Source organism: Streptomyces sp. NPDC058008, from assembly GCF_042886395.1.
GTDB lineage: Bacteria > Actinomycetota > Actinomycetes > Streptomycetales > Streptomycetaceae > Streptomyces.
The window spans coordinates 240,510-258,722 of sequence record NZ_JBHVQX010000003.1 but is presented as its reverse complement, the minus strand read 5'-3'; the positions used below and the strand labels follow the sequence as shown (position 1 = coordinate 258,722).

15 protein-coding genes are annotated in these 18,213 nt (G+C 75.0%); 7 read left to right on the top strand and 8 right to left on the bottom strand.

All coding sequences use genetic code 11. From position 1 onward, the window contains the following. The first annotated feature begins 1 nt into the window (after position 1). The 7 genes from ACFVS9_RS04655 to ACFVS9_RS04625 all read left to right on the top strand — a co-directional run bounded on the left by ACFVS9_RS04655 (position 2) and on the right by ACFVS9_RS04625 (position 7,027). Positions 2 to 1,705 (top strand): urease subunit alpha, encoded by a 1,704-nt coding sequence (locus ACFVS9_RS04655; protein WP_383118969.1) that lies wholly within the window; start codon positions 2 to 4, stop codon positions 1,703 to 1,705. After that, positions 1,705 to 2,370 carry an urease accessory protein UreF gene (locus tag ACFVS9_RS04650; RefSeq protein WP_383118968.1) on the top strand — a complete coding sequence of 222 codons (666 nt, stop codon included), beginning with the start codon at positions 1,705 to 1,707 and terminating at the stop codon, positions 2,368 to 2,370. The genes ACFVS9_RS04655 and ACFVS9_RS04650 overlap by 1 nt, the downstream gene beginning before the upstream one ends. Further along, positions 2,363 to 3,094, top strand: coding sequence for an urease accessory protein UreG (gene ureG / locus ACFVS9_RS04645; RefSeq protein ID WP_383118967.1), 732 nt, complete (start codon positions 2,363 to 2,365; stop codon positions 3,092 to 3,094). Before ACFVS9_RS04650 ends, ureG begins: the two co-directional genes overlap by 8 nt. Continuing rightward, positions 3,091 to 3,807, top strand: a complete 717-nt coding sequence (locus ACFVS9_RS04640; RefSeq protein ID WP_383118966.1) for an urease accessory protein UreD — start codon at positions 3,091 to 3,093, stop codon at positions 3,805 to 3,807. Before ureG ends, ACFVS9_RS04640 begins: the two co-directional genes overlap by 4 nt. Before the next feature lie 171 nt (positions 3,808 to 3,978). Then, the gene (locus ACFVS9_RS04635) at positions 3,979 to 4,308 is read left to right on the top strand and encodes a putative quinol monooxygenase (RefSeq protein ID WP_389929995.1); all 330 of its coding nucleotides are present in this window, start codon (positions 3,979 to 3,981) and stop codon (positions 4,306 to 4,308) included. 496 nt (positions 4,309 to 4,804) lie between these two features. Beyond that, positions 4,805 to 5,671, top strand: a complete 867-nt coding sequence (locus ACFVS9_RS04630) for a hypothetical protein (protein ID WP_389929992.1) — start codon at positions 4,805 to 4,807, stop codon at positions 5,669 to 5,671. A gap of 114 nt (positions 5,672 to 5,785) precedes the next feature. After that, entirely contained in the window at positions 5,786 to 7,027 is a 1,242-nt protein-coding gene (locus ACFVS9_RS04625; RefSeq protein ID WP_389929990.1) for a M23 family metallopeptidase, read from the top strand. A 95-nt stretch (positions 7,028 to 7,122) separates the two neighbouring features. Here the strand turns inward: ACFVS9_RS04625 and ACFVS9_RS04620 are convergent, their stop codons facing one another. From ACFVS9_RS04620 to ACFVS9_RS04585, 8 genes are all read right to left on the bottom strand, one after another. Beyond that, on the bottom strand, positions 7,123 to 8,418 hold the full coding sequence (locus ACFVS9_RS04620; RefSeq protein ID WP_389929987.1) for an NADase-type glycan-binding domain-containing protein: 1,296 nt from the start codon (positions 8,416 to 8,418) through the stop codon (positions 7,123 to 7,125). Continuing rightward, positions 8,415 to 9,011 carry a phage tail protein gene (locus tag ACFVS9_RS04615; RefSeq protein ID WP_383118349.1) on the bottom strand — a complete coding sequence of 199 codons (597 nt, stop codon included), beginning with the start codon at positions 9,009 to 9,011 and terminating at the stop codon, positions 8,415 to 8,417. The genes ACFVS9_RS04620 and ACFVS9_RS04615 overlap by 4 nt, the downstream gene beginning before the upstream one ends. A 62-nt stretch (positions 9,012 to 9,073) precedes the next feature. Beyond that, on the bottom strand, positions 9,074 to 11,032 hold the full coding sequence (locus ACFVS9_RS04610) for a putative baseplate assembly protein (RefSeq protein WP_383118340.1): 1,959 nt from the start codon (positions 11,030 to 11,032) through the stop codon (positions 9,074 to 9,076). After that, on the bottom strand, positions 11,032 to 11,475 hold the full coding sequence (locus ACFVS9_RS04605) for a GPW/gp25 family protein (protein ID WP_383118341.1): 444 nt from the start codon (positions 11,473 to 11,475) through the stop codon (positions 11,032 to 11,034). Before ACFVS9_RS04605 ends, ACFVS9_RS04610 begins: the two co-directional genes overlap by 1 nt. Then, entirely contained in the window at positions 11,475 to 13,373 is a 1,899-nt protein-coding gene (locus tag ACFVS9_RS04600; RefSeq protein ID WP_383118342.1) for a VgrG-related protein, read from the bottom strand. The genes ACFVS9_RS04605 and ACFVS9_RS04600 overlap by 1 nt, the downstream gene beginning before the upstream one ends. Then, positions 13,373 to 14,095 carry a peptidase M23 gene (locus tag ACFVS9_RS04595; protein ID WP_383118343.1) on the bottom strand — a complete coding sequence of 241 codons (723 nt, stop codon included), beginning with the start codon at positions 14,093 to 14,095 and terminating at the stop codon, positions 13,373 to 13,375. The genes ACFVS9_RS04600 and ACFVS9_RS04595 overlap by 1 nt, the downstream gene beginning before the upstream one ends. Positions 14,096 to 14,098: 3 nt before the next feature. After that, positions 14,099 to 14,536, bottom strand: coding sequence for a phage tail protein (locus ACFVS9_RS04590; RefSeq protein WP_014153878.1), 438 nt, complete (start codon positions 14,534 to 14,536; stop codon positions 14,099 to 14,101). A 102-nt stretch (positions 14,537 to 14,638) separates the two neighbouring features. Continuing rightward, entirely contained in the window at positions 14,639 to 15,016 is a 378-nt protein-coding gene (locus ACFVS9_RS04585; RefSeq protein ID WP_383118344.1) for a hypothetical protein, read from the bottom strand. Positions 15,017 to 18,213 lie beyond the last annotated feature (3,197 nt).

Below are 18,213 nucleotides of genomic sequence, written 5' to 3'. Positions count from 1 at the left end.
CATGGCCCAGCTGACCCGCGCCGCCTATGCGGCGTTCTACGGACCCACCACCGGGGACCGCGTCAGGCTCGCCGACACCGACCTCTGGATCGAGGTCGAGGAGGACCGCTGCTTCGGCGGCGACGAGGCGGTCTTCGGCGGCGGCAAGTCCATCCGCGAGTCGATGGGGCAGGCCACCACGCCACGTTCCGAGGGCGCCCTGGACCTCGTCATCACCAACGCCGTGGTCCTGGACCACTGGGGGGTCGTCAAGGCCGACATCGGCATCCGGGCGGGCCGGATCGTCGCCCTCGGGCGCTCGGGGAACCCCGACACGGCCGACGGCGTCCACCCCGCTCTGGTGATCGGGCCCGGTACCGACGTCGTCTCCGGCGAGGGCCGGATCCTGACGGCCGGGGCCGTCGACACCCACGTCCACTTCCTGATGCCGGAGACCCTCCACGAGGCCCTGGCCACCGGCACCACGACCGTCATCGGCGGCGGCACCGGAGCCACCGAGGGGTCCAAGGCCACCACGGTCACCCCCGGCGCGTGGAACCTCGCGATGATGCACCGCTCCCTGGACCGCGTACCGCTCAACGTCATGCTGTTCGGCAAGGGGTCCACCGTCGGCGAGGAGGCGCTGCGCGAGGCTGCGCTCGGCGGCGCGGGCGGCTACAAGGTCCACGAGGACTGGGGCGCCACCCCGGCCGCCATCGACGCCGCGCTGAGGGCCGCCGACACCTACGGCCTCCAGGTCGCGCTGCACGGCGACAGCCTCAACGAGGCCGGGTTCGTCGAGGGGACGCTCGACGCCGTCGCCGGGCGCGGCATCCACGTCTTCCACGCCGAGGGCGCGGGCGGCGGCCACGCCCCCGACATCATCACCGTGGCCTCGCACCCCCACATCCTTCCGGCGTCCACCAATCCGACGCTCCCGCACACGGTGAACACGGTCGACGAACACCTCGACATGCTGATGGTGTGCCACCACCTCAACCCGCGTGTCCCCGAGGACCTCGCCTTCGCGGAGTCCCGCATCCGGGCCACCACCATCGCGGCCGAGGACATCCTGCACGACATCGGCGCCCTCTCGATCACCTCGTCCGACGCCCAGGCCATGGGCCGCATCGGTGAGGTCGTCTGCCGTACCTGGCAGGTGGCCCACGTCATGAAGCAGCGGTTCGGTGACCGGGGCAGCGATCTGCCCGCCGACAACGAACGCGCCCGCCGTTACGTGGCCAAGTACACGATCTGCCCGGCCGTCGCCCACGGCATCGACCACGTCGTCGGCTCCGTCGAGCCCGGCAAGCTCGCCGACCTGGTGCTCTGGGACCCCGCGTTCTTCGGCATCCGCCCGGCCGCGGTGATCAAGGGCGGCATGGTGGTGTACGCCCCGCTCGGCGACGCGGGCGCCGCGATCCCCACGACCGAGCCCGTCCTGCTGCGTCCGACGGCCGCCGCCGAGGCCGCCCCGCACCTCTCGGTCAGCTTCGTCTCCCCCGCCGCCCTGGCCGACGGCCTGGCCGAACGCCTCGGCCTGGTGCGCGAACTCGTCGCCGTGCGCCCCACCCGTCACCTCACCAAGGCGGACCTGCCGAACAACACCGCGCTGCCCGACATCGAGGTGGACCCGGAGACCTTCGCCATCCGGATCGACGGGGAACTCGTGGAGCCGTCGCCCGCCACCGAACTGCCGCTGGCCCAGCGGTACTCCATGTTCTGATGGGCGCACTGGCACCACTGCTGCTCGGGGACGGACGGCTCCCGGTCGGCGCGTACACCTACAGCGCGGGGCTCGAACCGGCCGTCGCCGCCGGCCTCACCCGCGACCGCGTCCCCGCCCTGCTGCGGGCCCGGCTGCACACCACCGCCGTCACCGAGGCGGCCGCCGCGGTCCTCGCGCTGCGGGCCGCGGCGGGCGATCCGGTGGACTACCGGCCCGTGCAGCAGGCCCTCGCCGCCCGGACCCCGGCCGCCCCCCAGCGCGAGGCGTCGGCGAAGCTCGGCCGGGGCGTGCACCGGCTGGCCCGCCGGCTGGCCCCGGACCACCCGGCCGTCACCGCCCTGGCCGCGCTGCGCACCCGGCCCCTGAGACCGGTCACGCTCGGGGCGCTCGGAGCCGTACTGGGGGTGTCCGAACGGGAGCTGGCGTACGCCGTGGTCTACGACGAGCTCCAGACCGTCGCCTCCGCCGCCCTGAAACTGCTGCCCGGCGACCCGCTCGACTCGGTCGCCTGGATCCTGGCGGCCGGACCCGACGCGGCGTCGGCGGTCACCGCCGCCCTCGCGGTACGGGCCCCCGGCCGGCTGCCCGCCCGTACCGCCCCGCTCACCGAGCAGTGGGCGCTCGAACACGCACGACGCGAACGGAGACTCTTCCTTGCCTGACAACGGCACCACCCCCGAGCAGCCGTCCAACCCCCACTTCCACGAGCCGCTGAACCAGCCGCGCGCCCTGCGTCTGGGTGTCGCGGGACCGGTCGGCACCGGAAAGAGCTCGATCCTGGCCACCCTGTGCCGCGAGCTGGCCGGCGAACTCTCCATGGCGGTGGTCACCAACGACATCTACACGGACGAGGACGCCCGCTTCCTGCGCTCGGCCGGCGTCCTGCCCACCGAACGCATCCGCGCCGTCGAGACCGGCGCCTGCCCGCACACCGCGATCCGCGACGACGTCAGCGCCAACCTGGACGCGGTGGAGGACCTGGAGGAGGCGTACGGCCCGCTGGACCTGGTCCTCATCGAGAGCGGCGGCGACAACCTCACCGCCACCTTCAGTCCGGCGCTCGCCGACGCGCAGCTGTTCTGCATCGACGTGGCGGGCGGCGGCGACGTCGCCCGCAAGGGCGGCCCCGGCATCACGGGCGCCGACCTGCTGATCGTCAACAAGACCGACCTCGCCCCCTACGTGGAGGTCGACGCGGCCGCCATGGTCGCCGACGCCGAGGCGGCACGCGGCGGACTCCCGGTCCTCGCCCTCTCCAGGAAGGACCCCGGCTCGGTCCGCGAACTCGCCGACTGGGTGCGGGCCCTGCTGGTGCGCCACCGCTCGGGCACCCACGTCCCCACCGACCCCGGCCCGATGGCCCCGCACAGCCACAGCCACCCGTGAACGACCCGACCGTCGTCGCCGTGGAGCGCGACGGCACGGGCCGCCACCTCGTACGCGACCTGCGCCCCGGGGCCTTCTTCGCCCCGCGACCCCTGCTGCCGTGCCCCGGCCGGGCCCGGATCGCGCTGGCCGGCACCCGGGCCGGGCTGCTGGCGGGGGACGAGACGGTCCTGCGGATCTCGGTCGGCCCGGGGGCGCGCCTGGAGCTGGTCGAACCCACGGGGCTCGTCGCCTACGACCACCGGGGCGGTACCTCCCGGTGGCGGGCCCGCGTCGACGTCGCCGAGGGTGGCACGCTCACCTGGAACGGGCTGCCGTTCGTGGTGTCCGAGGGGGCGGACGTCGAGCGCGCGATGGACGTCCGGCTCGCGGCCGGGGCCCGCATGCTGTGGCGCGACACGCTGGTCCTCGGCCGCTCCGGCGAACGCGGCGGCCGGATCCGGGCCACCACCCGGGTGACGTACGAGGACGGCGAACTCCTGGTGGAGGACCTGGACCTCAGGGACCCGGACGTACGCGAACTCCCCGGCATCCTGGGGGCGAACCGCGTCATCGGCTCGGTCAGCGCGCTCGGCGCCACCCCTCCCGGACCGCCGCACCCCTACCGGACGGAGCTGGCGGGCCCCGGCGCGCAGGTACGGCTGCTGGACGCGGTGGCGCCGGCCGTCGAGGCGGAGCTGAGCGCGGTCTGGGAGTCCTGGCTGCCTTGCTGACCCGCGCTCCGCGCACCGGGACGTGCGTACGGGGGGCGGGGACGGCCGCGTACCGCCGCCGGGGCGCTTCCGGGGCTCCCTGGCGGGGGGGGCCTCCTGGGCGGGCGGGCCGGGGACGCGCGATCCTTGTCCCACAGCAGTGTCCCCCCGCATCACGAAGGAAGTGGCCCCTTGATTTTCATCACCGTGAAGTTCCGTGTACTCCCCGAGCACGCGGACCGGTGGCCCGAGGTGGTGGAGGAGTTCACCCGGGATACGCGCGCCGAGCCCGGATGCCTGTGGTTCGACTGGTCCCGCAGCCTCGACGATCCGGCGGAGTACGTCCTGGTGGAGGCGTTCCGCGACGACGAGGCCGGTGCCGCGCACGTCGGCTCCGCGCACTTCAAGGCCGCTCAGCGGACGTTGCCGCCGCATCTCGCCGCGACGCCCAGGATCGTCAACGTGAAGGTCCCGCAGGACGACTGGTCGTTGCTCGGGGAGATGGCGGTCGAGGAGGGCTGACCCGGCCCGTGCGTACGTCCGGGAGGCCCCGGGAGCCCGCAGGGGCCTCCCGGGGCCTCCCGGACGTCAGGCGGCCGTGGTGACGTCCGGGTGTCCGGACCCGGCACGAATCCGGGGGCGGCCTCCGGCGCCGGTACCCGTCCCGCGCGCCTCCTCCGGCACGCCGCCCCCGGGACAGGGGTACGCCCACGCCGGGGCTTCGCACCGGACGGCGGGCCGCCGGTGAGCCCCGGACCGGGCGGACCGGCGACGGGCGCCGTGCCCGGTTCGGTGTGCGCGCCCCCCCGCACGCCGGAATCAGCACTCCCGCACCGTCGGCCCGTACCGGTCCCCGACCTCCGCCGCCGGGCCGGGGCAGCCGCGCGGCGTCGTACGGCCACGCGCCCGGACGGTGGGCGCCCGGACGGCGGGCCTCCGGTCGGTGCGACGGAGGAACTCGCCCCGCCGGTAACGGAATCGGCGGGCCACACCCCGGCAACGTCGCTAGAGTCCGGCCATGACGACTGGTCCGAATCCTCCCGCCCCGCCCTCGCTCACCGTGCGCGGCCGTTCCGGCTCCCTCGCGCTGGAGACCCGGTCGATACTCCTCGAACAGAACGGGGTCCGACAGCGGATACCGCTGGCCGCCGTCGAGGAGGTCGGCCTCGACGGCGGCCGCCGGCCGGCGGTGCGGGTCGTCCTGACCGCCCCCACCGGAACGCCGGGCACCGTCTACCGGGTGGACTGCCGCAACACCGCCTCCGCGACGGCCTTCGTGGACGCGGCGGGCCGGGCGCTGCCGGCCAGGGACCCCGGCGCACCGCGCGAGGACGGTACGGCACGGGTCGTGGTGCTTCCGCCGGACGCGGAGAAGGAACGCAGGACGGCCCGCGAGTGGCTGACGATCGCGGCGTTCCTGACCCCCGTCGCCCTCTACCTGGCCGGACTGGTCGTGCTCATCGTGAACGGGGCGGTGCTGGGCGTGATCCTCTGGATCCTCGGCCTGAAGCCCCTCGCCTTCGGACTGTTCCTGTACGGCCTGTCGGCCGCGGCGCTGTACGACCGGTGGCTCCTGCGCCGCCGGGGCGTCTCCGTCCTGGCGACGTCCGACCACACCCAGGGCAAGAAGGAGGTGTTCGCCTTCGTCGACGCGGACGGCGTGCGGCGGTTCTTCGAGCCCGACGAGGCGGCCGAGCCCGTCAGTATCGCGCCGCGGCGGGTGGCGGCCGTCTACGACCCCCGTAAGCCGGCGCGGGTCAAGGCCGTGCTGCCCGCACGGACATGGGTGCTCAGGACGATCGGTGTCGGCGTCGGCGGCACGTCCCTGCTGGTCCTCGCGTACTTCCTGGTGCCCTACCAGCTGATCCTTCTGTACTCCCGCTGACCTGCGGCCCAACTCCCCTGCGGGAGAACGGTGTCGGCCGCCCCAGGGCGTTCCGCGGCCCTGCCCGACGCGCGTTGCGGGGGCCCGGCGGGGGCCTCCGGGGCGGATGGCATAGTGATCCTCGCCGCGACGGTCGTTGAGGGGAGTGTCGGACCTGTGAGGATCGCCCGCTGGATGGTGCCGGTCATCGTCGGGGCCGTGGTGACGCCGGTGTCGATCGGACTCGGGGTCGTCCTGCTCGGGACCTTCGACGACAGCGAGGCGGCCGGTCCGGACGTTACCGCCCCGGTGAGCACCGAGTTGAAGGCGGGGGACGTGGGTGTCCCCGTGAGGTACGCGAAGCTCATACGCGACGCCGCGGCCAACTGCGACGACAAGCTGCTCACCGCGCCGGTGCTGGCGGCGCAGCTGAAGCGGGACAGCAACTTCAACCCGAGGGCCAGGTCGGTCGCGGCCGACGCTCCGGCGGACGACGAGGGCTCGTTGACGGACCCGCGGAGCGAGGAGGAGCGGGCCCGGGACGGGAAGCCGGAGGAAAACGCCCCGGACGCGGGCTCCGAAGCGGCCCCGCCCGCCGGGGACCTGCCCGGTGCGGCACGGGCCGAACGGCCCGTCACCAGGGGCATCGCGCAGTTCTCCGACGCCGACTGGGCGGCCGAGGGGATCGACGGCAACAACGACGGCGTCAAGGACGTCCTGGACCCGGCGGACGCCATACCGTCGCAGGGCAGGAGGATGTGCGGGCTGCTGGGGACCGCGAAGGAGCACCCCGGATACCGGGGCACCCCCCTGGAAGTGGCCCTGGCGGCCTCCCACACGGGCTGGAGCACCGTGGAGAAGTCCGGCGGTGTGCCGCGGGCCAGCGGGGCGGACGGGGAGACGTACGAGTACGTCAAGGCCGTCGTGACGTCCTCCGCCCAGATGGTCGTCCCGGCCGGCGGCGGCACGTCGGACGGATGGACCCTGCCGGTCGAAGGACCGGCCGGCACGCCGTACCACCAGAGGGGCTCGTCCTGGTCCACCGGTCTGCACACCGGCGTCGACTTCGTGATCCCCACCGGGACGCCGGTCCAGGCCATCGGCCCCGGCGAGGTCGTCACGGCCGGGGACGGCGGCGACTACGGCAACCAGGTCGTCATCCGCCACGAGGACGGCTCGTTCAGCCAGTACGCCCATCTCTCCGAGGTGAAGGCGGTGGCCGGCCAGAGCGTCCAGGGCGGCACGCTCATCGGCTGGTCCGGTGCGACCGGCAACGCCAGCGGGCCGCACCTGCACTTCGAGGTGCGCACGGGGCCCGCGTTCGGGTCCGACGTCTCCCCCGTCCCGTATCTGCGCTCCAAGGGCCTGATCCTCTGAGGAGGCCGGCGGCCTGACGCGAAACGCCTCCCCGTCGGGCCTTCCGGGGAAGGGCCGACGGGGAGGCGGGAGTGTCCGGGGGCGAGTCCCGGGCCCTAGGTTCCGCTGGTCGTGGCGCGGGTGAAGAACTCGATCTCGGCGATCGAGACCTGCTTGTCGGCGCCCGCGTTGAACGCCGAGCGGATGACGAAGCGGACGCTGACGACGTTCTCGGCCCGGAACTTGCGCTGCTGGGGGCCGCTCATCTGGTCGAGCTTGATGTGACGCGTGGTCTTCTTCCCGTCGGCCGTGGTGATGACCGCGTCCATACGGTGCGGCAGCGCGGCCTCGGAGAGGTCGGAGGCCTTCGCGGAGATGCCGGCCGTGATGAGGATGTCCAGCAGGCGGGTCGGTTCCATGAACCGCGCCTCGACCCACTCGCCCTCGGCGGACTCCGAGACACCCGGGCCCCACCAGCTGTTGCTGACCTTGTCGAAAAGCGCCTTCGGCGGGTGGCCGCCGAAGGAGCGGGACGCCACGGCGGCGTCCGGGGTGATCTGGGCCCGCTTGGCGAAGTGGTCGCGCGCCGCGTTCCACGCCGTGCCCACGTTGAACGCGCCGTAGACCACCAGCCCCAGGGCGAGGCCGTACGCGATCCAGGTGAAGACGCGGCCGATCCCCCGGCGCAGCCTCGGCCGGTCGCCCGCCCACGGGGTCGGGCGGTTGCCGAAGTCGCGGATCCGGCGCCACCAGGGGCGCCGGGCCTCCGGTACGCCGGGGCGTTCCGCGAGGGACATGCCGCAGCGCCGGCAGAAGTGCCGGTCGGGCCGGTTGCCGACCTCGCACCAGGGGCACGGGGGGCCGGTCTCGTCGGCGGGTTCACCGGCGGGGGCCTGGACCCGGGGGCGGGCCGCGGCGGGCATGCCGGGCAGGACCGGGGCGACCTCCGGTACCGGGGTGGTCGCGCGCTGGTCGGCGACCGGCACGAGCAGTGCCCTGGCCCGTGCGCTCGCGTCCGGGTCCGGTTCCGCCGGGGCGGTGGAGGCCGCCGGCATCCTGGGCAGGGTGTCGTCGTCCTCGGGGGTCACCCTCGGCGCGTCGGCGCGGGCGGGCTCGTTCACCGGGTCCGTGCTCCGGGCGTGGGTGTCGGGCTCGTCCCCGGCCGGCGTGGCGGGGGCGGGGTCGGGGGTCGGGGCGCCGGACGTGTCCGCGCCGGGCTCCGGGTCCGCCGCGGCCGTCCGCCGCTCCCTCGTGTCGGGGGTCCAGCTCAGTACCGCGCCGCAGCTGTCGCAGAAGGACTGTCCCGGCGTCGGCAGCGTGCCGCACTCGGCACAGTGGCGTGGCTTGACCCCCGCGTCTCCCGCAGCCCCGGAAGACGGTGGCGTGGAGGGAGAAGCCTGCTGACTGGTCACCTGTCGGAAGTCCTTTCGGCGGTGGTCACGTGGACCGTGTAAGGCATGTGGGCGGGGCGAGCTGCCGCTACGAGGCGCTCCAGCCGGTGCTCGGCGGCAGGGCCGGGTTCCGGCAGCCGTACGGTGACGTGCAGATGGGGGCGGGCCTCGCCGGGGACCGGGCCCAGGGGCCTGGCGTCCCAGGCGGCCGCGCCGCTCTCGGTGATCTCGGGCTCCACGCCGAAGGCGAGCCGTACCGCCTCCGACAGTCCGCGCCGGGTGCCGCGGATGCGGTGCAGCCGGACGGCGGCGGACACCGCGGCGCGCAGCGCGGCCGTCGCCTCGGTGTCCTGAGGGTGGCCGGCGGACGGGGCGCCGGGGGCGGCCGCCTCCACCGGGCCTGCGGGTCCTCCGGCCCGCCCGGCCGTCTCGGGCCCCTCGGTCTCCGCGCCCACCCAGCCGCCGAGCCAGCGGGTGAAGTCGGCGGGGGCGAGGGACGGCGTGAAGTAGGCGTCCAGGCAGTCGAGCACGTTGTGGATCGGGGCGAGGACCTCGTCGAGGCCCGCGACGAAACGCTGGGCGAGATCGTCGTCGGCGAAGACCGCCGGCAGCATCACGCCCAGCGGCGCCGAGGAGCCGAGCCCGTCGACGGAGCCGCGGGTGCTCCCGCTCGTGGTCACGAGGCGTCCCCGATCACCCGGACACGGTGGTCGAACGAGAAGACCAGCGCGGGGGGTTCGAGGTCGATGCGCTCGGTGGGGTCGCCGCGCTTGCCGCTGAGCGGGTCGGCGGGGTGCAGCAGGACCTCGTCCACGAGCTCGACGCCGGGCACCCGCTGGAGCACGGCGAACACCTCGCCCGCCTGTACGGGGCGGCCGAAGGGCCAGCCCGTGCCGTGGGCTCCCCCGGTCAGCGGGTCGAGGTGGCGGTAGAGGGCGTCGTGGGCCTCCCGTCTGACCCGGTCGGTGTCGGTGCCGCGGAAGGCGTGCACCGTCGCGACGACCGTCACCCCCTGGTAGAAGGGCGGTCCGACCGCGAGCCGGGTGCCGATGAGACGCCGCTCGTCGAGGTACCGGGTGATGCGCCCCAGCAGGGCGTCCCCGGGGACGAGCTGCTCGAAGCGCAGCCGGCCGCCGGGGTCGGAGACGGCCTGCGGGACGACGAGGACGCGTACGGCGTGCGCGCCGTGCTCGTCCGGCTCGGCCGCCAGGCAGGTGATGCGCGCGGTCTCGGGGGCGGCGCGGCGCGCGAGTTCCTCGTAGTCCCGCAGGGTCACGGCGCGGTCCTGGGCGCTCAGCGCGATGGGCGCCCTGCGCTTCGCCTCCTCGACGGTCTCGCCGTCGACCCCGCCGCGCGCGGCCTCCCGGTTGACGACGTCGGAGACGTACGGGACGGAGTCGCGCAGCACCTGGATGGCACCCCTGGCGACGTTGCCCGCCTTTCCGCCGCCCGTGCGGTAGCGGCGGGCCCGGATGGGGGCGCCCTTGGGCGGGACGGCGCCGTACTGGCGCAGGGTGCCGTCCTGTTCGCGGACGGAGGGGCCGAAGGCTATCTCGCCGGTGGTCGCGTCGAGGGTGATGTGGCGGTCCGCAGGGCCCGAGGCGGCGAAGTGGCCGACGGTCTCCCAGTCGACCCAGCCGTCGCGCTCGGCGACCTGGAGGAGCAGCGGCTGCGCATCGCCGACGACCGGGCTGTTGGCCAGCCGTATCCGGTGGCCGGGCAGTCCGGTGGACTCGCCCAGCGCTTCGTCGCGCACCGTCTCGGCGTGCACGACGCCGGTGGTCCCGCCGATGCTGAACGCCTCGGCGGAGCGGATGGTGGGCGAGGTGGTGTAGAAGGGCTGGCCCTGTTCGGGCTCGGTGACCCGGCAGCGCAGCCAGCCCGCCTCGCGCCGCCCGGTGCGGGAGAGCGCGTGGCCGCCGGGGACGTGCAGCACGACCTCGCCGGGGCGGTTGAGTCCGCCGGTGGTGTCCCGTTCGACGTCGCAGGCGGCCCAGCCGTCGGCGGTCCACGCCTCCCAGGCGAGCGGGGGCTGCCTGGGGTCGACACCGACGCCGTCGACCTGGCTGTCGAGCTCCAGGACGACCACGCACTCCGGTACGGCGGCGCTGAGCCCGAAGAGCATGCGGTCACCGGCGAGCGGGGCCTCGGTGAAGCAGTGCACGTCCTTGGACTCGGCGAGGTCCGAGGTGCGGTCGACCGCCTCCTGGTCGGTCCGCTGGACCACGAGGTAGGACAGCTCGCACGGTACGACGGTCAGTTCGCGCTCGGTGGCGAAGACCACCGCGTCCTCGGTCTGGGTACGGGCGGTGGCCACCTCGGTGCCGGTCGCCAGGACGACGGGCTGCTGCTGCGGCGCCGACAGCCAGAAGGTGACGTCGGCGCGCGCCGCGGAGGGCGGGAAGAGGGTGATCCCGATGAGGTCCAGGAACGCGAGGTGGTTCTTCTCGGGCACCCGGTTCAGCCGGTACACGATCTGGTCGGCCATGTGGGCGACCGTCTCGACGAGGGTCACACCCGGGTCGGAGACGTTGTGGTCGGTCCACTCGGGGGCGCGCTGCTGGATGTAGCGCTTGGCGTCGTCGACGAACTGCTGGAAGCGCCGGTCGTCGAGGTTCGGGGAGGGCAGGGCCATCAGCGGTCGCTTCCAAGGTGCTCGTCGGACGTGCCGGACCCCTCGGGCCCGTCGTGGGAGGGGATCACGTAGAACGGGAATACCAGACTGCGCGGGTTGTTGGTGCCCGTGATCGAGTAGCGGACGTCGATGAAGAGGACGCCCTGTTCGGCGCCCGCGGTCACCGTCACCTCGTCCACCTCGATGCGCGGTTCCCAGCGGTCCAGGCACGTGTGCACCTCGTGCTGGATCCGGCCCGCGGTGGCCTCGTTGACGGGTGCGAAGACCATGTCGTGGATGGCGCAGCCGAATTCGGGGCGCATCGGCCGTTCACCGGGCGCGGTGGACAGGACGAGCCGGATGGCCTCCTCGACCTCGCGTTCCCCGCTGACCATGGCGATGCCGCCGGTGGGGCTGATGCGCAGCGGGAACGCCCAGCCGCTGCCGACGAACTGTTCGGCCATCAGATTCCTCCTACCGTCAGCACCGGCTTCATGTTGGACGTCAGGAGGCCGGTGGACTTGATCGTGGCCGCCTGGAGCCCGATGTTGATCGCGGCGGTCATCTGGAGGGACATCCCCGCGGTGAGGGACATGGCGGCGCCGGCCGTCATGCTGAGCGCCCCGCCGGAGGTCACGGAGGTGACACCGCCCGTCTTCACGGAGAGGGCGCTCGCCGCGTTGATGTTCATCGGTCCGCCGCTGCGGATCGTCAGGGAGCCCACCGCGTTCAGGGACAGGTTGCCACCCGCGTTGATGGCCACGGCACCGGTCCCCCTGATGGAGACCTTCCCCTTGCTGTCGACGACGATCTCGGTCTTCGTCCGGTCCAGGTTGATGGTGAGCCGGTTGTCGCCGGTGGAGAGCCGCACCCCGCGCTTGAGACCGACGCTCTGGTCGAGCAGGTCGAGGCGGTTGTTGCTGCGGTCGGACAGGGTGCGCCGGGTGACCTTGCCGCGCGTCGCGTCGTACACCGGTACGTCCACGGGGTCCGGCTTGTCGACGCCGTTGTAGAGACCGCCGATGACGAACGGGTGGTCCAGGGCGCCGCGGTCGAACGCCACCAGCACCTCGTCGTCGACGTCCGGGGAGATCATGCTGCCGCCCTTGACCCCGCCGAGCTGCACGGTCCGGGTCCAGTCGCTGACGTACATGTCGTCCAGCCAGGGGAACTTCAGCTTGACCCTGCCCTGGCGCAGCGGGTCCTTGATGTCGGTGACCAGCGCGTTGGCGACGCTCGGGAGGCCGGCCGGGCCCGCCCCGCCGCCTCCGGAGGTCAGCCCGTAGAGCGAACGCCACTGGCGCCCGCTGACGTTGAGGAACGTCTCGTAGTGCTCCTGGTCGCCGAAGCTGTGGCGGGCGGCCGTGATCGTGTACTTGCCCTGGAAGGGCTTGCCGACGTCCTTGAGGGTGACGGCGACGCCGGGGCGCAGTTCGGTGTTGCCCCGCGCCGTGATCTCCACCTCGGCGAAGGAGGAGGTCACGTCGTCCGCCACGGCGTCGGCGGCGTGCTTGACCTCGTCCAGCTTGTCGTAGGGCGTGTCGGTCACGACGAGTTCGGCCTTGCCGAACGTCTTGGACACCTCGGCCGGCGTCGTGCCGATCGCGAAGCCCGTGTTGTCCAGAGCGGGCGCCTTGGAGACCAGCGGCTGCTTGGTGGTGACGTTCCAGCCGCGGGCCTCGACCGCGGCCACCTGGTCGGCGGAGGTGACCGCCGCGCGGCAGCGCAGGATCTCCTCGCCGCCCTTCAGCAGGAGCGCGCTCTGCCGGCTCGGCATGCTCTCCGGGGGAGCGAGCGCCGCGTGCTGCCGCCTGACGAACTGGAACCGGCCCTTGGAACTGATGGACATCACCATCTCGTTCTCGTCCGCGAGCCGCTGGACGAAGTCCCAGTCGGTGACGTTGGCCTGGCTGATGAACTCGTACTGGCCCTTGGTCCGCTGGGTCTTGCCCAGCGGGATGCCGCTCTTGCGCGCCAGTTCCACGGCGATCTCGGTGGCCGTCTTGTTCCGGTACGCGGCGACCCTGCGCTGCCGGAGCATGCGGTGGCCCTTGTCGTACCCCCGGATGACGGTGAAGGTTCCGGTGCGGTCGTAGTCCGTCTCCAGGGCGGTGACCTCCCCGGTGATCAGCGGTGTCCCCTGGCCGTCGGAGAGGGGCGCGATGACCACGGGCACGCCGATCTCGACGTTCAGCTTGGCGAGGATGTCCTTCTTCTCGTCACGGAAGGTGAGCTGGAAGGCTCCGGGCACCCCGGCGCCGAAGTCGACGCGTCCCGCGACCAGCTTCGTGTTCTCCGGTGATTTGAGCTTCGTGCCGGCGATCTGCACCGTGAGGATGTTGGAGAAACCGATGTCGGGCATCAGGCGCCGACCTCTTCGGCCGCGGGGAGCATCAGTTCGGCACCTGGCGTCAGCGCCTTGGGGTCGTCGATGTCGTTGGCCTCGGCGATCGTGCGCCACACGGTGGCGTCCCCGTACTCGCGCCAGGCGAGGAGCGGCAGCGTGTCGCCGGCCACCACCCGGTGGACCCGGCGGGTGGTGAGCGCGCCGGAGGTGGGGTTCTGGCCGAGGGTGCTGCTCGGGATCTCGTGCAGGGTCACCTGGCAGACGGCGCGGATCGGCATCCCGTTGGTGTTGAAGAGGGTGTACTGGGCCTCCACGGAGCTGACGTACGCGTTGAAGCGGGCCGTGGAGAAGGCGCCCCACTCGAAGACCACCCACGGGGTCGAGGGCTGGTTGGCCGCGATGCTGGCGGTGGTCGTCTCGCAGCAGGAGAAGAGGGCTTCGACCTTCTTGCGCACGTCGTTGCTGTCCGGGTCGTCGGAGCGGTCGAGGAAGATCTCCACCGTCATCTCCCGGGGCTCGGGCCCCATGAACTCCGGCACGGCGCCGTCGCGCACGGCGGCGGTGGGTGTCGTCTTCCACTGGGCCCGGCGGGTCAGCGACAGCTGGGACGGGTTGAAGTCGAAGTTGAACGTCTTCATGAGCGCGCCGGGGCTGGTGCTGCTGCCGATCGGCGGCTGGTGGATGGCGAGCGTCGCCCGCACCAGGCTGTCACCGATACCGAAGCTGGAGAGGTTCATCGGCTACGCCTCCCCCGCGTCCGTGAACCCGTGGTGGGCGATCTCCAGGACCTCGGTGGCGACGGCGGGGCTCGCCGGGTCGAAGGAAGGGCCGCGCCAGCTCACCGGGAGTACGTCGATCAGGCCCCACTGGGCGACCATCGAACCGTCGGCGCGCAGCGCGGCGATCTGCCCGGTGGGCCGGGTCACGCCCGTGGTCACGGAGGAGATCCACTCCGCCACCTTCGCGGTCTCCTCGGTGAGGGGCCGGGTGAGCGTGATGTTGGAGAAGGTGACACGCGACGGCAGCTGCCAGACGAATCCGTTGTTGCCGCCCTCCTGCCGCTGCTCGATCTCGACCTGGGAGGAGAGCCCTTCACAACCGTTGAAGTTGCCCAGGCTCTCACCGTCGATGGTGAGGTTGAAGAAGATGGTGGAGCCTGCGTCGAGTTCCTGGGGCATCGGGTGGGGCCTTCCTGCGGTTCCACGTACGGTCGGGGCGGGTTCCGGCGGGGCCGGACGGACGGGCTTGCGGGTGGTGCGGGGCGGCTCCGGTGGGGCCTCTCAGTGGCGTGGGTCGCGCAGCTTGCCGATCCGTTCGCGGTCGAGCCGCAGCTCGGTGCGCAGCAGCCGGGTCATGGGGCCGATCAGCCGGTTGACCAGCTCCGCGACCTGGTCCTCCTTCAGCTCACGCGGTTTGAGCCGGCTCGTCACGGAGGGCACGGGCCTGTCCTGCGCGCTCTGGCCTCCGCCGGAGCGCTGTACCGGAAGGCCGGAGCGCTGCACCGGGACGGACGTGGCGCGGCCCGGTGCGGTCACCCGCGCGGGTGCGGGCGCCCGGACCGGCGCCACGGGCGCGGAGGGCCGCTCGGCCGGGGCCGCGGCCATCCGCTGCACGGGGAGCGCGGCGGCCGGTGCGGGCCGGGCGGGCGCCAGGGACACGACGGGGTTGCTCCGGACAGGCCGGGCCGCCGGGGCGGCCGGGGCTCCGGGGTCTCCGGGGTCTCCGGGGATCCGGGAGGCTCCGGGAGTCACCGCCGCGGGCGTGCGGGCCGCGCCGCCCGGGACGAGCGGGGCGGACGCGGAGCGCTGGACGACCGGGACGGCGGCGGGGACGCCGTGGGGTCGGTGACCCTCGCCGCCGGACTGCGGGGGCGGGGGGGTCACGACCGGAGGGGCCACGGGGCGGACGGCCGCCGGCCGGGGCTGCGGCCGGGCGGGAGCGGGCCGCGCGGACGACGGCGCCGGGGAACGCTGTACCGCCGGGCGGGGGGCGCCGGCCGGGGCGGTGGCCCCGGGCGCCGGGCCCGCCGCGCCGTCGGCCCGGACACGGCGCAGACGCACGGCGGCCGGGGCGCTCCTCGCGGGCGCGGGCGTAGGGGCCGGCGACGGGGCGGGGCGTGGAGCGGCACCGCGCATGCCCGGGAGCGCGGGCGCCTCCGGAGCGGCGGCCCGTCGCGAGGCGGCGGGAGAGCCACCGGGCGGCGGGGCACCGTCGCCGCGCCGCTGGACGACCGCCGTCCCGCCGGGGGCCGCTGCCCCGGGTGCCGGCGTGAACCCGACGGCGGTGACCGGCGGCGCGGAACCCACGAGCGGGGCGACCGGCAGGGTCCGCGGCCGTCCCGCCGGGGGCGCGGCGGCCGGGGCGCTCCTCGCGGGCGCGGGGGCCGGCGACGCGGAACGCACCGGGGTGCCCGAGGCCGGGGCGGAAGCCGGGGCGGGGATCCGGGTCGAAGGCCGGGGCCGGGACGGTGCCCGGGTGTGGGCCGACCGCTGCACGGGCGGCGCGCTGCCCGGACGGCCGGGTCCGGAGGGTGCGGCGGGGACGGCACGAACCGGCGCGGGTCCCACGGAGCCAGGCCCCGGAGCGGTACCGGAAACAGGCGCGATCCCGGCGCCGGACACGGGTGCGGGGCCGCCGCCGGAGAGGGGCAGCGACCGGGTGGGGGTCACCGGCGGGACGGCCGGAGGCGTTGCCCGCCGTCGCGGTGGCACGGCGGGCAGGGCCGCCCGTTGTACCTGCGGCGCGGCAACCGGGCGGGCCGCCCCTGATCCTGCGGACACCACGGGACGGGCGGGACGCGGCGGCTGGGAGGCGCCGTCGGCGGGGGCGCCTCCCGACGGGCCGCTCGGCGGCCGGACGGGCGCGCCGGACACGGGCGCACCGGTGTCAGCGGACGGTACGGCGGCAGCCGGGCCGACGGGGCGCACCACGGGCGGACTCCCGGGCTCCGGACCGTCTCCGGCACGCGGGCCGGGTGCGGGACCGGAGACCGGGCGGGAGACGGTGACGGGCGCGGAGCCGGAGACTTCGCGGGAGACGGAGAGAGGCACGGACGCGGGGCCACCTGCGGGGCCGGGCGCGGAGAGCCGGCGCACCGGTGTCCCGCCCACGGGGCCGGACCCGGCGGCGGGAGCGCTCGGCGTCGGCACGGCGCCGGGCCCCGGCGTGGCGGGACGCCGCACCGGGGCTGAGCCGCCGGTCCGCCCCGCAGCCGGATCGGCAGCCGCCGTGGAAGCGCGCCTCTGGACGACGCTCTGGACGACGGGGCGCCCGGCGGCCGCGCCGGGGCCCGGCACCGTGCCGCTCGTACCGGTGCCCGTGACAGGGCCGGCGCTCGTACGGGGACCGGACGTGCCGGACGGCCGGGGGGACTTGGCGGGCCCGACGGTGCTGGAGGGGCCAGGACCGGGAGCCGGGACGGACCCGGTGCCCGCGGCAGGCCGGGGCCCGTTCGCCGACGCTGCGTCGGCGCCACCGCGCCGCTGTACGGGCGGTGCCGGTGCGGCAGCGGGCGGCGCCACGGGCGCGGACGCGGGCAGCGCGGGCGGCGACGGCGGGGTGCCCGGCCGGACGCCGGACGCCGGTGCGCGCTGCACGTGGGGTGCGGGAGCGGGGGGCGCGGCCTTGCGGCGCGCCACGGGAGCGGCCGGGTTCGCCGACGGTCCTTCGACGGGCCGGCTCGACGGGGCACCCAGCCCGGGCCTGACGGCCGGACGCGACGCGGGTGCGGCCGTGACGGGCCCGAGGGGCCGGGACGGGGCCGTCCCCGGCGTACCGGCCGGGCGCACCACGGCTTCCGGTCCGCCGGCCGGAGCTGTGCCGCGCACCGGGGGTGTCGCGCCCGTCGCGGCACCGGACACCGGAGCCCGCCCCGACGGCACGCCGCCCCCGGGGATGCCCGGGGGCGTGGCTGACGGCGTCTCCGGTGTGCGCGGGGACGGTCGCACGACGGGGGCGGCGGCACCGGGGCGCTGCTGCGCCGGGGAGGCCGGTGCCGTGGGTGGGGCCGGGGGGACCGCCGGCCCGGACAGCGGGGACCCGAGCAGCGGGCGCCTGGGCGGAGTGGAGGCCGTCGGCCCGGCCGCCCGGCCGGGAGTGCTCGCCTCCCGTCGCCGTACGGGCCATGACGTGGTGTCAGCCGCAGGGGTCCGGTCCGGCGGGCGCACCGCGCCGGGCGCCCCCGTCGGCCCGGGCCGGCGGGGGCCCGGCGGCTCGGTCCGCGCGGAGCCCCCTCGGGGGCCGTCCTGGTCATCCTCCGGCCGACGGACCGGAGCCGGCGTCACGGAGGAGGGCGGGAGGACAGGGCGGGGTGCGGGTGCGGGTGCGGGTGCCCGGGAGGATCCGGTGCCGGGCGACGGCACGGGCCCCGGTGCGGGGCTGACGGCGTGCGAGGACACCGGCTTCGGGGCGGGAGCCGGGGAGGGCGAGGACGCCGGAGACGAAGGGGACGAAGGGGACGGGGACACCGGAGACGCGGACACCGGCTTCGGGACGGGCGTCTTCCTGCTCGGGGCGGCGGGCAGCACTCTGCGCTGGACCGCGGCCGGGGCGGAGGCCCGGGTCAGGGCGGGTGGTGCGGCGGCCGTCGGCCGTACGGGAGCGACGCGCGGGCCCAGGGCGCGCTGGACCGAGGGTCCCTGCCACTCGCCCCGGCCGCCCGGAGCGCCGCTGTCACCGGCGCCGTCGCCGACGGCGGGAGCCGGGGACACCCGGGCCTCGCCGACGGCCGCGGGACCGGACCCCGGGGCGAACGACGCCACGTCCTTGATGAGCCCGGTCGGCGCGTCGTCCAGGACGGCGTGCGAGAGGGTCCCGGAGAACGAGTGGTTCTGCCAGGTGGCCAGCGCGCCGCCGA